The sequence below is a fragment of the Devosia sp. Root635 genome, from assembly GCF_001427605.1.
GTDB lineage: Bacteria > Pseudomonadota > Alphaproteobacteria > Rhizobiales > Devosiaceae > Devosia.
In genome coordinates this window covers 53298-68551 of the sequence record NZ_LMGZ01000007.1, presented here as the reverse complement: position 1 = coordinate 68551, position 15254 = coordinate 53298, and the positions used below count along the sequence as shown (strand labels likewise).

Here is a 15254-nt window from a genome sequence, read left to right as displayed (position 1 = left end):
AGGAATAAGATGGCCACCGCACAGACCCGTACCCTGTCCCGCGTCATGATGGCGCCCGCCGTCATCGTGCTGCTGATCTGGATGATTGTGCCGCTGGTCATGACCCTGTGGTTCTCCTTCCAGAACTACAGCCTCATCAACCCGATGATGACCGGCTTTGCCGGCTGGGGAAATTACCTCTACGTCATCGGCGATCCCAGTTTCACCCAGTCGCTGGTCAATACGCTGATCCTGGTCTGCGGCGTGCTGGTCATCACCATTGTCGGCGGCACGCTGCTGGCTTTGCTGCTCGATCAGCCCATCTGGGGCCAGGGCATATTGCGTATCATCGTCATCTCGCCCTTTTTCGTCATGCCGCCCGTTGCCGCGCTGATCTGGAAAAACGGCTTCATGCACCCCGGCTACGGCATGCTCGGCCATCTGTGGAAGGCCTTCGGCCTCCAGCCGGTCGACTGGTTCAACCAGTATCCGCTGTTTTCGGTCATCGTCATCGTCGCTTGGCAATGGCTGCCCTTTGCGACCCTGATCCTGCTCACCGCCCTCCAGTCGCTTTCTGAAGAACAGCGCGAGGCCGCCGAGATGGATGGCGCCAATGCCATCAACCGCTTCTACTACATCATCATGCCGCATATGGCCCGGTCGATCACCATCGTCATCCTGATCCAGACCATCTTCCTGCTCGGCATCTTCGCTGAAATCCGCGTCACCACCGGCGGCGGCCCCGGCTACGCCTCCACCAACATCGCCTTCCTCGTCTTCCGCACCGGCATCTTGTCCAACGACATCGGCGCCGGCTCGGCAGGCGGCGTGGTCGCCGTCATCATCGCCAACGTGGTCGCCATCTTCCTGATGCGCGCCGTGGGGAAGAACCTCGATGCTTGAGCCGATCAAAATATGGGGCCGCCCCCTCTTCACCTCTCCCTTTGGGGGAGAGGTCGCCCCTCTTGGGGCGGGTGAGGGGGCCTTCCTCGAATCCGGTGCGTGGGCAAGGCCCCCTCACCCGTCGCTGCGCGCCGGCCTCTCCCCCGAAGGGAGAGGTGAGGCTGCGCCTCCCTCCGGCGCAAGGAACTGACCCATGGCCCGCACCGTCCCCACCTCCACCCGCATCGGCTTCACCGCCCTCGCCTGGATCATCGCCCTCCTGCTCTTCTCGCCCATCCTCTGGGTGCTGCTGACCGCCTTCAAGACCGAAGCCGAGGCCATCGCCGCCTCGCCCACCTTCCTGCCGCAGAATTTCACGCTGGAGAATTTCGCCGCGGTGCAGGATCGCTCGGACTATTTCAAGCACGCCTTCAACTCGATTATTGTCTCTGTCGGCTCCACCCTGCTCGGCCTCGCCATCGGCATTCCCGCCGCCTGGGCCATGGCCTTCGCGCCCACCAAGCGCACCAAGGACGTCCTGATGTGGATGCTCTCCACCAAGATGATGCCCGCCGTGGGCGTGCTGATCCCGATCTACCTGATCTTCCGCGACCTGCGCCTGCTCGACACTGTGCACGGCCTGACGTTGATCATGACCCTGATCAACCTGCCGATCATCATCTGGATGCTCTACACCTACTTCAAGGAAATCCCGGTCGATATCCTCGAAGCCGCGCGCATGGACGGCGCCGAACTCTGGAACGAAATCGTCCACGTCCTCGTCCCCATGGCCGTACCCGGCATCGCCTCGACCCTGCTGCTCAACGTGATCCTCGCCTGGAACGAAGCCTTCTGGACCATCACCCTGACCTCAGGCCGCGCCGGCACATTGACGGCCTTCATTTCATCCTTCTCGTCACCCCAGGGCCTCTTCCTCGCCAAGCTCTCGGCCGCTTCCCTGCTCGCCATCGCGCCGATCCTGCTCATGGGCTGGTTCAGCCAGAAACAGCTCGTCCGTGGCCTGACCTTTGGTGCGGTAAAATGATGGGCACCGATATCTCGGCTCTATTGCATCCCTCCCCCTTGAGGGGAGGGACCGAGGGTGGGGGTCCCTCAGTGGACCACTGCACCACCCCCCACCCCAACCCTCCCCCTCAAGGGGGGAGGGAGGCTCTGAACGACAATCCTGCGAAACTGAAGGACCACTGAAAATGGGCTCCATCTCCCTGCAACACGTCAAGAAGTCCTTCGGCGAGGTCCAGATCATCCCGGACATCTCCCTCGACATCAAGGACGGCGAGTTCGTCGTCTTCGTCGGGCCCTCCGGCTGCGGCAAGTCCACCCTGCTGCGCCTCATCGCCGGGCTGGAAGACACCACATCGGGCCAGATCCTGCTCGATGGCGAGGACATGACCAAGGCGCCGCCCGCCCGCCGCGGCCTCGCCATGGTGTTCCAGTCCTATGCGCTCTATCCGCATATGAGCGTACGCGACAACATCGCCTTCCCGCTCAAGATGGCCAAGGCGCCCAAGGCGCTGATCGACCAGAAGGTCGAATACGCCGCCCGCACGCTGAACCTTTCCTCATATCTCGACCGCCGCCCGCGCGCCCTCTCCGGCGGCCAGCGCCAGCGCGTCGCCATCGGCCGTGCCATCGTGCGCGAACCCAAGGCGTTCCTGTTCGACGAGCCCTTGTCCAATCTCGACGCCGCCCTGCGCGTCAACATGCGGCTCGAAATCACCGAACTGCACCAGCAGCTCAAGACCACCATGATCTACGTCACCCACGACCAGGTCGAAGCCATGACCATGGCCGACCGCATCGTCGTGCTCAATGCCGGCAATGTCGAGCAGTTCGGCTCGCCGCTCGATCTCTACAAGAAGCCCGCCAACCGCTTCGTCGCCGGCTTCATCGGCTCGCCCAAGATGAACTTCATCGACGGCCCCGAGGCAGCTAAGCACAACGCCCATTCCATCGGCGTCCGCCCCGAGCACTTCAAGCTGGCAACGACGGCCACATCGGGCACCTGGAAAGGCAAGGTCGGCGTCGCCGAACAACTCGGCTCCGACACCTTCCTCCACGTCCATGTCGAGGGCCTGGGCCTCATGACCATCCGCACCGATGGCGACCAGACCTTCAACCACGGCGACGACGTCTACCTCACCCCCGACCCCACCCGCATCTACCGCTTCGACGCGTCGGGCGTGGCGATCTGATCATGTGTGCCGCCACCCCATCGGTTGTTCCCACCCTCCCCCTTGAGGGGAGGGTAGCGCCGCTAGGCCTGAAAGGCCGTAGCAGAGCTGGGGAGGGGGTCGCTTGTCTCGTGCGCTTGGACCTCAAAGCCCACTTCACCACCCCCTCCCCGACCCTCCCCTCAAGGGGGAGGGAGGCCAATGCAGTGGCACCGAGGACTAGACCATGACCACCAAGCTCTCCGCCGCCGCCCTGCCCGCAATCACCACCGCCTCCGTCCCCGCCTATGACCGCGGCACCCTCACGCCGGGCATCGTGCATTTCGGCGTCGGCAATTTCCATCGCGCCCATCAGGCCGTCTATCTCGACGACCTCTTCGCGACCGGCTCCGACCACGATTGGGCTCTGGTCGGGGCCGGCGTGCGCGACGCCGACGAAGCCATGCGCCAGAAACTCAAGGCCCAGGACTGGCTGACTACTGTCGTCGAGCAGGAAGCCGATACCAGTTCCGCCCGCATCACCGGCCCGATGATCGACTATCTTCGCCCTGGCGACAGCGCCGCCGTCATCGCTCGCCTGACCGACCCCGCCATCCGCATCGTCTCGCTGACCATCACCGAGGGCGGCTATTATATCGACCCTGCCAGCCAGACCTTCGACCCTGCCCATCCCGACATCGCCTTCGATGCCGCCAACATGGCCTCACCCAAAACCGCCTTCGGCCTCATCCTCGCCGGCCTCCTGGCTCGCCGCGCCGCCGGCATCCCGCCCTTCACCGTCATGAGCTGCGACAACATCCCCGGCAACGGCCACGTCACGCAAAATGCTGTGGTCGGCCTGGCGCAACTGATCGATCCCGCCCTCGCCCAATGGGTCCGCGCCAACGTCGCCTTTCCCAATGGCATGGTCGACCGCATCACCCCCGCCACCTCGCCCCGCGAGGTCGCCCTCCTCGCCGACAGTTTCGGCATCGACGACAACTGGCCGGTCTTCTGCGAGAGCTTCCGCCAATGGGTGCTCGAAGACAATTTCCCCGCCGGCCGCCCGGCGCTGGAAAAGGTCGGCGTGCAATTCGTCAGCGACGTCGCGCCCTACGAGCACATGAAGATCCGCATCCTCAATGGCGGCCACGCCACCATCGCCTACCCGGCCGGGCTGATGGACATCCACTTCGTCCACGAGGCCATGGCCCACCCCCTCGTCTCGGCTTTCCTCAAGAAGGTCGAGCACGATGAGATCATCCCGATCGTGCCACCCGTGCCCGATACCAATCTCGCCGAATATTTCGCTCTGTGTGAAAAACGGTTCGCCAATCCCAAGATCGGCGACACCGTCCGCAGGCTGGCGCTGGACGGCTCGAACCGGCAGCCGAAATTCATCATTCCATCCGCACTCGACCGCGCTCAACGTCAACAGTCCGTTAACGGATTGTCACTCGTGTCAGCGCTCTGGTGTCGCTATTGCTACGGCACAACTGACAGCGGCGCCGTCATCGAACCCAACGATCCGAGTTGGGACCGCCTCACTGCCCAGGCCAGGCTCGCCAAGGCCGATCCGAAGGTCTGGCTGGCCATGACCGACATCTATGGCGACCTCGCCCACAGCCCCGCCTTTGTCACCGCCTTCACCAACGCCTTGAATACATTGTGGAAAATCGGCACCAAGGCAACGCTGGCGCGCTATCTGGCGGACACCCTCTAGCCCCGTCCCCGTCCATCCGCTACCTTCGCGCCCAAACCGAGAAGAGGGCGCTCGATCCCAGATGCAAAGCCTGCTTGTGGCAGTGGACGTGGGCACCGGAAGTGCCCGGGCCGGCGTGCTGACCGCACAAGGTAACCTATTGGCACGGGCCGAATTTCCGCTCGCCATGAACCGCACCGACGCCAATCTTGCCGAGCATGACAGCACCCAGATCTGGGCCGCCGTCGGCGCCGCCGTGCGCGCGGCCATGACCCAGGCCGGCGCCGATCCCAGCCACGTCGTCGGCCTCAGCTTCGACGCCACCTGCTCCCTCGTCGTCCGCGACGCCGAGGGCCGGCCCGTCACCGTCTCCACCAATGGCGAAGACCGCTGGGACACCATCGTCTGGCTCGATCACCGCGCCCTCGCCGAAGCGGAGGAATGCACCGCCACCGGCCATCTCGTCCTCGCCTATGCCGGCGGAGTCATGTCGCCGGAAATGGAAGCGCCCAAGCTTATGTGGTTGAAACGCCACATGAAAAGCTCCTGGGACCGCGCCGGCATGATGTTCGACCTGGCCGATTTCCTCTCCTGGAAAGCCACCGGCTCGCTCGCCCGCAGCCAGTCGACCCTTACCTGCAAATGGACCTACCTGGCCCATACCGAAGCCGGCTGGCAGCCCGATTTCCTCGCCTCCGTGGGCCTCGAAGACCTACTCGACAAGGCCGCCCTGCCTGCCAAGGCCAGCCCCGTCGGCACCGATCTCGGCCCACTGACCGAAACTGCGGCAGCCGAACTCGGCCTCACCACCGCCTGCCGCGTCGGCGCCGGGCTCATCGACGCCCATGCCGGCGCGCTCGGCGTACTCGGCGCCTTCACCCACGATGTCGACACCATCGACCGCCACCTGGCGCTCATCGCCGGCACCTCCAGTTGCGTCATGGCGCTCTCGGCCGAAGACCGACCAACGTCTGGCGTCTGGGGCCCCTATTTCGGCGCCGTCCTGCCCGGCGTATGGCTCAACGAAGGCGGTCAATCCGCCACCGGCGCCCTGCTCGATCACATCATCCGCTGGCATGGTGCCGGTGGCGAACCCACCCCGCAAATGCACCACCGCATCGCCCGGCGCATCATGGAACTGCGCCAGCGCGAGGGCCTGTCACTGGCCGATCGCCTGCATGTCCTGCCCGATTTCCACGGCAACCGCTCACCTTTGGGCGATCCCTTTGCCCTCGGCGTCATCTCCGGCCTCACGCTCGACAGCGACTTCGACTCGCTGTGCCGCCTCTATTGGCGCACCGCGGTTTCCATCGCCCTGGGCGTCCGCCACATCCTCGAAACCCTCAACACCCGCGGCTACGCTATCGATACGCTGCACGTCACCGGCGGCCACACCAAGAATGCCGTGCTGATGGAGCTTTACGCCGATGCCACCGGTTGCACCGTGGTCGAGTCTTCAGCCAAAGACGCGACCCTGCTCGGCATGGCCATGGTCGCCGCCACCGCCGCCGGCCTCTATCCCAGCCTCGACGCCGCGTGCCTCGCCATGCAGCAGGCCGGTAGCACCCGCGCCCCGGCGCCCGCCGCCCGCACCCAGTTCGACAAGGACTACCGGATTTTCCTCGAAATGCTGCGCCAGCGGCAGTCTATCGACGTGATGGCGTGAATGATCCATGACTGACGCTTGACCTGCGTCGGCCGCCGCGCTTCTGGTAGGCCATGAGCACGCGGAATCAAAACTCGATGGGCACGCCGCCGGCGGGACCCGGCATTGTTGCTGACTACCGCATGCAGCCCGGCGTGCCTGACGAGATGATCGACCCCGAGGGCAATATCCGTCCGGGCTGGTCAGAGCTCATGGCCGCCTTCGACCGGCTCGGCCCCACCGAGCTGGCGGCCCGCTTCGAGCGCGCCGACCAGTATCTGCGCGATGCCGGCGTGTTCTACCGCAAATATGACGGCGCCGAGGGCAAGGAACGCGACTGGCCGCTGGCGCATGTACCGCTGCTGATCGCCGAGGCCGACTGGTCGACCATCAGTGCCGGACTGATCCAGCGCGCCGAGCTGCTCGAAACCGTCATTGCCGATATCTACGGCGACAACCAGCTTGTTCAGCAAGGCCTGCTGCCGCCTGACCTGGTGGCGCGCAACGGCGAGTTCCTCCGCCCCTTGGTGGGGGTGAAACCGGTCAGCGGTCACTACCTGCATTTCTGTGCCTTCGAGCTGGGCCGCGGCCCCGATGGCGCCTGGTGGGTGCTGGGCGACCGCGCCCAGGCGCCTTCGGGTGCCGGCTTCGCGCTGGAAAACCGTGTCGCCACCACCCGTGCGCTGTCCGACATCTATGCGGACATGAACGTCCATCGCCTCGCCGGCTTCTTCCGCGGCTTCCGCGACACGCTGTTCGCCGGCGCCAAGCGCGATGGCGGCCGCGTCGGCATATTGACGCCCGGCCAGCTCAACGAGACCTATTTCGAGCACGCCTATATCGCTCGCTATCTCGGCCTGATGCTGCTGGAAGGCGAAGACCTCGTCATCGAGGACGGCAATGTCATGGTGCGGACCGTCGCCGGCCCCAAGCCGCTCAGCGTGCTATGGCGTCGCGTGGATGCCAGCTTCGTCGATCCGCTCGAACTGCGCTACGACAGCCATATCGGCACGCCGGGCATGGTGGAAGCCGTCCGCCACGGCTCTATCTCGATGATAAACGCACTGGGCACCGGCCTGCTCGAAACCCGCGCCCTCGCCGCCTTCATGCCGCGACTGGCGCAGAAGCTGCTGGGCGAGGACCTGCAACTGCCCGAAATCGCCACCTGGTGGTGCGGCCAGCCGGGCGAGCAAAGCCACGTCATCGACAATTTCAACAACCTGCTGATCGGCCCCGCCTTCGCCACTACCCTGCCCTTCGACGACCTGCGCGGCACTGCGCTCGGCTCGTCCATTCCATCAGAACAAAAGGCTGCCCTGATCGAGCGCATCCGCGCCAATGGCGCCGACTATGTCGGCCAGGAGCCGGTGCGTCTCTCGACCGCCCCCGTCTATGTCGATGGTAAGCTGCAGCCGCGCCCGATCACCCTGCGCGTCTACGCCGCCCGCACCGCGGATGGCTGGACCATCATGCCGGGCGGCTTCGCCCGTGTCGGCTCGACGCTCGACACCTCAGCCATCGCCATGCAGCGCGGCGGCCACGCTGCGGACGTCTGGGTGCTGTCGTCCAAACCGGTCGAGCGGGTGTCGCTGTTGCTGCAGGACGGCCGCAAGCTGGTGCGCAACTCGCCCGGCAGCCTGCCCAGCCGCGCTGCCGATAACCTCATCTGGCTGGGCCGCTATGCCGAGCGCTGCGAAGCCACGGTGCGCATCCTGCGCGCCTACAATGTGCGCCTCGCCGAACTCAGCAAGGCCGACCTACCCATCCTGACCCATTGCGCCGCCTTCCTCGGCAGCATCGATGTCGATGCCGGTGAGGCCATGCCGAAGGGCCTGCTCGCCTCCATCGACAGCGCCGTGCACAGCGCCGGGCAAATCCGCGACCGCTTTTCGCCCGATGGCTGGCTGGCGCTCAACGATCTGCAGAAGACTGCGCAGCTTTTCGCCACCCGCATCCGGCCTGGCGACGACGCCACCCGCGCCATGACCGTGCTGCTGCGCAAGCTGGCTGGCTTTTCCGGCCTCGTGCACGAGAACATGTATCGCTTCGCCGGCTGGCGCTTCCTCGAACTGGGCCGGCGCCTGGAGCGCGCCATCCAGATTGCCCGCATCACCGCCTGGCTGACCAACACGGATGCACCGGACGGCTCGCTCGAAATGCTGCTCGAAATCGGCGACAGCGCCATGTCGCACCGCCGCCGCTATTCGGTGAGCGCCGGCACGCAGAGCGCCATCGACCTGTTGGCGCTCGATCCGCTCAATCCGCGCTCGGTCATCTTCCAGCTCACCGAATTGCGCGCCCAGATCGAGATGCTGCCCGGCGGTATCGACGACGGACAGCTTTCACCCGCCGCGAAGGCGGCCCTGCAGATCGAGACCGACCTGCGCATAGCCGAGCCCGCCGCCATGACCCCCGATCGCCTCCACAAGCTGGCCGCCGATCTCGGCATGCTGGCCGGCCTCGTGGCCGCGGCATATTTCGTGTGATGGCGATGCTCTACGATGTCCGCCTCGACCTGCATTATGCCTACGACGCCACCGTGCATGGCGGCCGCCATCTGATCCGCGTGGCGCCGATCACCATTCCCGGTGTGCAGCGTGTCGTTGCGACCGAACTCTCGTTCGAGCCGCGCCCGCAACGGGAGAGCAGCTTCGCCGACTTCTTCGGCAATTCGGTCACCACGCTGACCTATCTGACGCCGCACGATCATCTGGATATCCGCCTCACCGCGCGGGTGCAGGTCGAGGATGTCCTTCCCCCGGCCGACCTCTCGCCGACGCGCGAGGGGCTGCGCCAGGAAATTGCCCGCTACTGGTCGATCGAGCCGGACAGTCCGCAACATTTCATCGGTGCCTCGCCGCGCGTGCAGCTCGTCCCCGCCATTACCGAATATGCCGCGCGGGTCACCGCCCAAATGCCGTCGGTGATGGCCTCGGCTCTTGCCCTCTGCATGGCCATCCATCGCGACTTTGTCTACGACCCCAAGGCGACCGACGTCGAAACCAAGCCGGCCGAGGCCTTTGCCCTGCGCAAGGGCGTCTGCCAGGACTTCGCCCATGTGATGATCGCCGGCCTGCGCGGCATCGGCATCCCGGCCGGCTACGTGTCAGGCTTCCTGCGCACCAATCCGCCGCCGGGCAGGCCGCGCCTCGAAGGCGCCGACGCCATGCATGCCTGGATCCGCGCCTGGTGCGGCCAGCATGTGGGCTGGGTCGAGTTCGACCCCACCAATGCCATGATCGCCGGGCCGGACCATATCTGCATCGGCCATGGCCGCGACTATGCCGACATCTCGCCCATCGTCGGCGTGCTCAAGACGCATGGTTCGCACGAGGCCACCCAATCGGTGGATGTGCTCCGGGTCGAATAGGCCCATCCATTTGTTTCAATTGCCGCTACGGAACCAAAGCCGATCCCGCCCCGTTCCTTGGGCACGCGCAACAATGCGTATGATCGCGGCGGAGGCCGGCATGACCCACATGGAAATCAAGGCACTCGAGAATGCGAGCCGCGCAGCCGTATGGACCGAGGGCTATGACGGGCAGACCCATTATGGCGACGTGCTCAAGGCATTGACCCCGGCCCTGTTCATCCTGGCCACCGCCACCGTCTTGATGCTGGTCATCCTGTAGCCGCTGGCACCCCAGGCGTCACAAGAACAAAACCAAGGAGAACGACCATGGGTTTGGGTACCATTCTCATCATCATCCTCATTCTGCTGCTGATCGGCGCGCTGCCCAATTGGGGCTATTCGCGCGGCTTCGGCTACTTTCCGTCCGGCATCCTGGGTGTCGTGCTTGTTGTCATCCTCATCCTCGTCTTGATGGGGCGCATCTAGCCACCCGGTAATCATAAAAGGCGCAGCCAGTTCTCTGGTTCTCACGCAGTGAGAAGCGCCCGCGGGTCGGAAGTCGCCCCCCTTTCACCCGCCCCTTGCCACCCCGATGCGCCCAGCGCGCATTGGGGTGTCTTTCTTCCAATCCATTGGAACCGCCCGGTTTTCCGCACGTTAACTCGTCGACAATTGACAGGAGCGTCACATGGCTACCACATCCGACCTCGCCCCCGGCCGCAAGCCTGCCGCCGCCCGCGCCAGCCGCGCCAACAGCAGGGCGCGCGAAGCCCAGCTCGAAGACCAGATCGGCCAGCTGCAGGACGACCTCAAGGCCATTGCGGCGACGCTGAGCCGGCTCAGCAATGACAAGGTCAACGAGGTCAAAGCCGTCGCCAAGAGCGAAGCCAGCCATCTGCAGCGCCAGGCCGAGCATGTCGTCGAAGACGTGCAGGATCAGGCTAGTGCACTGGAAAAGCAGCTCAAGGACACCATTCGCGAAAAACCGCTGACCGCCGTGGCCAGCGCGGTGGGCATCGGCTTCATTCTCGCGCTGCTGTCCCGGCACTAGCCATGCATCTTCTGGCCCCACTCGCCGCCCTGCTCGGCATCGAGGTCGAAGCGATCACCGAACGCGTCCGCAACACCGTCATCGTCAATGCGGTAATGATCGGGCTGGCGCTGATCGGCGTGAGCTTCCTGATCGCCGCGGGATTTTTCGCGCTCGCCGATCTCTACGGCACCATCTATGCGGCATTGATCCTGGCCGCCGCATTCCTGGTGCTGGCGCTGGCCGTCTATCTCGGCACCCGCATCGGCGAAAGCCGGCGCCGGCGCGAATTGGCCGGCAAACGCCGCTCGAGCGAGACGAGCGCCTTCGTGACCACCGCGGCCCTGACGGCACTGCCGGTGGTCCTCAAATCGCCGCTGGCGCGGACTATCGCCCTTCCGGCAGTGGCCTTCGCCGCTTACCTGCTGGTCCGTGGGGGCAGCGACGCGCCAGAGGAGTGAGGACGCCTAGTCCTGCTCGGCCGGCAGCGGCATCCAGATATGGGCGACCACGCCATCGGGGTCGAAGCTGAGCTTGACCTCGCTGTCGAGCACCTTGGCGAGACTGCGTTCGATCAGCCTTACGCCCATGCCATATTCGGCCGGCTGCAGCACATCCGGCCCGCCGCTTTCGCGCCAGGTGAGCGACAGCCCGCGCTCCGGCCGGGCCTTGATCTCCCAGTCGATGCTCACCGTCCCCTCGTCGTCCGACCACGCGCCGTAGCGGTGGGCATTGGTGGTCAGCTCGTGCAGGATCAGCCCCAGCCCCAGCGCGTGGTCGGCCGGCAATTCCACATCCTCGCCGCGGACCTCGGCGCGATCGGGCTCGGTTCGGAAGCCCGGCCCGAGCTGGGAAGCGATGACTTCATAGAGCTGTACGCCAGACCAGTCGCGATCGGCCAGCAGCACATGGGCATCCGAAATGGTGCGCAGCCGCCCCGAAAAGGCCTCGATGAAATCCTGGGGATCGGGATTCTGACGGATCGTCTGGCGCGCCACCGACTGGATCATCGCCAGGGTATTTTTCACCCGGTGATTGAGTTCGCGCAGCAACAGCCGCGTATGCTCGGCGCTTTGCTTGTTTTCGGAGATATCGATGGCGACACCCATCATCACCAGCGGCTTGCCCTCGGCATCGCGCTGGTAGACGCGGCCGCGCATGGTGAGCCAGCGCCCGGTGGCGGCTATGCGGGCTTCGGCGCCATAGTCCTCGCCATCGCGAAAGCTGGCTTCGATACTGGCGTCCACCATCGGCCGGTCACCGGGATGGGTTGCGCCCAGCACGTGCTCGATCCGCACCGTCTCGCCTTCCGGCAAGTCATACATGCGGCGGAACGTGTCGTTGCAGGCGACTTCGCCGGTCCGCACGTCCCACACCCAGCTTCCCACCTTGCCGGCTTCCAGCGTCAGCGCGTGGCGCCACTCCTCCCGGACCAACGCAGCGGCGGTGCGCGCGCGCACCCGCGCCTCGTCCTTAAGGGCAAAGAGGGTTGAACTCAGCGCCGCCAGGCTCACCAGTTGCTCGGCCATGCCGGGCTCCAGCGCTTCGCGGGGCTGACTGCTGATGACGCAGAGCGAGCCCACCTTCTGCCCGTTCACGATCACCGCCGCGCCGGCATAAAAGCGGATACCCGGCCATCCGGTCACCAATGGATTATTCTTGAAGCGCTCGTCCCTGGCCGCATCCAGCACGATCAGCGTATCTTCGTCCCCCGGCAGCGCGATGGCATGGGCACAGAACGAAGTCTCGGTCAAAGCCTCGGTGACATCGTTCACGCCGAAGCATGCGCGAAACCATTGCCGCTCCTTGTCGATAAGCGTCACTAGGGCAATTTCGGTCTTGAAGATAAACGCGGCGGTCCGGCTCAAACGCTCGAAATCCGCATCCGCGTGGCTATCGACCACGTCCAGCGCCGCCAGCGCACCCAGCCGCGCCGGATCATTCACTACCTTCCGCACATTGTTCGGAAGGTCCCCCTTGTCTGTCACTTCCAGTCCTGACGCTTCTGCAAAACACCCAATACTTACAGGCCGATTTCCCGTAACGCCGCAAGCGGGCAATGGTTCCGAACATTTTATTCGGTTTGCGCCTGTATCATGCCTCCTGGCAAAATCACCTTGAGCGCGGTCGGATGAACCTTGAGCGTCACCGAGCGATCGAGCTTGATCAATTCGCCATCGATGACCGCATGGGCGCCACGTTTGCGTTTGGGAAAATGCAACGTCACCTCCGCAGCTTCCTTTTCCGAGACCATTGGACTGGCCCGCCAGGTGCCCAGGAACACGTCTGCGGACAGCTTGAGCAGTTCCGAGGTCGAAACTGCCGCGGCGACATAGACGCCCAGCACGCCGCCATCGAGCCGGACGGCATGAATCTGCCCCTCGCCCAGCGGATTGTTGGACACGGCAATGCCGGAGACCCTGCGCTTGTCGACGCCCTTGCGGGTATGGAACTCCGCCTCGAATTGGGGCGGATTGACGGCCGCCGCCGCAATGGCCCGCAGGCTCGCCAGCATCTTGCCGGTGCGGCTGCCATAGGTCATGCCTTCGCGGATACGGACCAGCCGGGCATGGATGCCGACGCCGAACTGATGCACGAACGGCCGGCCATTGGCGGTGGCGATATCGACGGCACCGACCTGGCCGGCAGCTATGGCTTCGAGCGCCTCGTCCAGCACCAGCGGCACCTTGAGCGCGCGGGCGAACAGGTTCATCGTTCCCGCCGGCAGCACGGCCAGCGGCGTTCCGGTTTCATAGGCTATGCCGGCCGCCGCGGAGATGGTGCCGTCGCCGCCCCCCGCCATTACCGCGTCGACGCCCTTGCTGGTGGCGGCCTTGCGCAAGGCGGCTTCGACATCACCCCCGGCCACCACCCGGCATTCGAGTTCGTGCCCGTGCCGGGCGAAAGTCTCGACGGCACCGGCAGAGAACGCCGCCAGATCCATCGTCCGCAACGTCCCGCCATCGCGGTTGAGAACGGCAATGATATGCAATGTCGATCTCCTGATCAGCGCGTATCCGGCGGCGCCGCGCCATCGATGCCCGGCAGTGGCAGGGTGACGCTCAGGCCGCCGCCTGTCCGCCGTTCATATTGCGGCTCCCCGCCGAATTGGTTGGCCAGTTGTCGCACGATGACCGAGCCGAGTCCGCCCTCGCCGGGCAGTTGGTCACCGGCAATACCGACGCCGTCATCGACGACATTGAGCAGGGGAACGCCGGTCGTATCGCGCTTGAGGATAACGGTGATGGTGCCGGCGCGGCCGGCAGGGAAAGCATGCTTGACGGCATTGGTCACCAGTTCCCCGACCAGGATGCCCACGGTCGTCGCATCGCGGGCGCTGACCACGATGGGATCGAACTCACCCACCAGCTTGATATTCTTGGCCTCGCTCGCCGTCGCCGCTATGTCTTCCAGCACGGCATCCAGGAATTCGTCGGCACTGGCCGTTTCGAGATCACCCCCCAGGCGCAGCCGGCGATGGGCCGAGGCGACGGAATGCACCCGCGACCGTGCCGCTTCCAGTGCCGCGCGCACCTCCTCGGACTTGCTGCGCAGCAGTTGCAATCCCAGCAGTGATGACACCGTGGCCAGCGAATTGCCGATGCGGTGATTGGCGTCCTGCAGCAGGGCTTCGACACGCTGACGTTCCCGCTCGGCATGTTCGCGCGCCTCTTCCAGGGCGCGCGTGCGATCGGCCACATGGGCCTCGAGAACTTCGTTTTCGCTACGCAACTGATCCTTGCTGCGCGCCAGCGCGCTGACCTGGCGCTGCGTGCGCGACAGCAGCATATAGGCAAGCACCACCGCACCGGCCAAGGCTGCGATGATGGCGCCGACCAGCCAGCGGCGCGACTGGTCGATCTGCCGGTTGCGGTCGAGCAGCTTGGCGTTTTCCTCGCCGATAAACTGCTCGAGCGTACTGCGCAGGCTATCCATCAGGCGCTCGCCCATCCCGGTCTGGATCAGCGTGCGCGCTTCCGCGCCGCGATCGGCCTCGACCAATTGGATCGTGCGCGCCATTTCCGCAGTCTTGACCACGGTCTCACTGGCTATGCTGCGTACGCGCTCGGCCTGGCGGGGATCGTCTTTCGTCAGCGCCGTCAACGATTTCAGTCGCGTATCGATCGATGCGGCCGCCCGTCGATAGGGCTCGAAATAGCCCTCGTCGCGCGTCAGCAGATAGCCGCGCTGGCTGCTTTCGGCTTCGCTCAGCGATATGGTCAACTCGCGCGCCTGGTTGCGCACGTCATAGGTATGAACCACATCGCCGATCTGCCGGTCGATGCCCTGCACCAGCACCAGCGCCGCGATGGCCGCAAGCACCACCAGCGCCAGTGAAGCCAGCACGGCCAGGCGCCGGGCCAGACGCCTTTGCGCCTCCGTTCCCCATTCCCGGCTGGCCAATCTGCTCGCGATGCTCATTATGCTCATCTGCCCGATGCCGGCCGCAAGCGGCTTATTTCCTGCCGCTTTCCCCTTGGCCGAACGTG

The 15254-nt window shown here is 65.1% G+C and carries 14 protein-coding genes; 11 read left to right on the top strand and 3 right to left on the bottom strand.

Annotated elements, in window-relative coordinates:
* The first annotated feature begins 9 nt into the window (after positions 1 to 9).
* The 11 genes from ASD80_RS05045 to ASD80_RS05000 all read left to right on the top strand — a co-directional run bounded on the left by ASD80_RS05045 (position 10) and on the right by ASD80_RS05000 (position 11225).
* Complete coding sequence (locus tag ASD80_RS05045; protein ID WP_056229843.1) at positions 10 to 882, top strand: carbohydrate ABC transporter permease; 873 nt, start codon at positions 10 to 12, stop codon at positions 880 to 882.
* A gap of 193 nt (positions 883 to 1075) precedes the next feature.
* The gene (locus ASD80_RS05040) at positions 1076 to 1906 is read left to right on the top strand and encodes a carbohydrate ABC transporter permease (protein ID WP_056229841.1); all 831 of its coding nucleotides are present in this window, start codon (positions 1076 to 1078) and stop codon (positions 1904 to 1906) included.
* A 166-nt stretch (positions 1907 to 2072) separates the two neighbouring features.
* Positions 2073 to 3077, top strand: a complete 1005-nt coding sequence (locus ASD80_RS05035; RefSeq protein ID WP_056229838.1) for an ABC transporter ATP-binding protein — start codon at positions 2073 to 2075, stop codon at positions 3075 to 3077.
* A gap of 205 nt (positions 3078 to 3282) precedes the next feature.
* The gene (locus ASD80_RS05030; protein WP_056229835.1) at positions 3283 to 4758 is read left to right on the top strand and encodes a mannitol dehydrogenase family protein; all 1476 of its coding nucleotides are present in this window, start codon (positions 3283 to 3285) and stop codon (positions 4756 to 4758) included.
* 61 nt (positions 4759 to 4819) lie between these two features.
* Positions 4820 to 6403, top strand: coding sequence for an FGGY-family carbohydrate kinase (locus ASD80_RS05025; RefSeq protein WP_056229832.1), 1584 nt, complete (start codon positions 4820 to 4822; stop codon positions 6401 to 6403).
* A gap of 53 nt (positions 6404 to 6456) precedes the next feature.
* Positions 6457 to 8868, top strand: coding sequence for a circularly permuted type 2 ATP-grasp protein (locus tag ASD80_RS05020; protein WP_056229830.1), 2412 nt, complete (start codon positions 6457 to 6459; stop codon positions 8866 to 8868).
* Between the two features lie 5 nt (positions 8869 to 8873).
* Positions 8874 to 9752 (top strand): transglutaminase family protein, encoded by an 879-nt coding sequence (locus tag ASD80_RS05015; protein WP_056229937.1) that lies wholly within the window; start codon positions 8874 to 8876, stop codon positions 9750 to 9752.
* A 100-nt stretch (positions 9753 to 9852) separates the two neighbouring features.
* Positions 9853 to 10014 (top strand): hypothetical protein, encoded by a 162-nt coding sequence (locus ASD80_RS05010; RefSeq protein WP_156460332.1) that lies wholly within the window; start codon positions 9853 to 9855, stop codon positions 10012 to 10014.
* 47 nt (positions 10015 to 10061) lie between these two features.
* Positions 10062 to 10220, top strand: a complete 159-nt coding sequence (locus tag ASD80_RS18430; protein WP_082531061.1) for a DUF3309 family protein — start codon at positions 10062 to 10064, stop codon at positions 10218 to 10220.
* Between the two features lie 202 nt (positions 10221 to 10422).
* Positions 10423 to 10785: a DUF883 family protein gene (locus ASD80_RS05005; RefSeq protein WP_056229824.1), complete on the top strand. Its 363-nt coding sequence runs from the start codon at positions 10423 to 10425 to the stop codon at positions 10783 to 10785.
* Positions 10786 to 10787: 2 nt separating this feature from the next.
* The gene (locus tag ASD80_RS05000) at positions 10788 to 11225 is read left to right on the top strand and encodes a hypothetical protein (protein WP_056229821.1); all 438 of its coding nucleotides are present in this window, start codon (positions 10788 to 10790) and stop codon (positions 11223 to 11225) included.
* 6 nt (positions 11226 to 11231) lie between these two features.
* On the opposite strand, the gene ASD80_RS04995 is transcribed toward ASD80_RS05000, so the two are convergent.
* From ASD80_RS04995 to ASD80_RS04985, 3 genes are all read right to left on the bottom strand, one after another.
* Positions 11232 to 12752 carry a sensor histidine kinase gene (locus ASD80_RS04995; protein WP_156460331.1) on the bottom strand — a complete coding sequence of 507 codons (1521 nt, stop codon included), beginning with the start codon at positions 12750 to 12752 and terminating at the stop codon, positions 11232 to 11234.
* Between the two features lie 86 nt (positions 12753 to 12838).
* Positions 12839 to 13756 carry a diacylglycerol/lipid kinase family protein gene (locus ASD80_RS04990; protein WP_056229816.1) on the bottom strand — a complete coding sequence of 306 codons (918 nt, stop codon included), beginning with the start codon at positions 13754 to 13756 and terminating at the stop codon, positions 12839 to 12841.
* A 14-nt stretch (positions 13757 to 13770) separates the two neighbouring features.
* On the bottom strand, positions 13771 to 15186 hold the full coding sequence (locus tag ASD80_RS04985) for a sensor histidine kinase (protein WP_056229811.1): 1416 nt from the start codon (positions 15184 to 15186) through the stop codon (positions 13771 to 13773).
* Positions 15187 to 15254 lie beyond the last annotated feature (68 nt).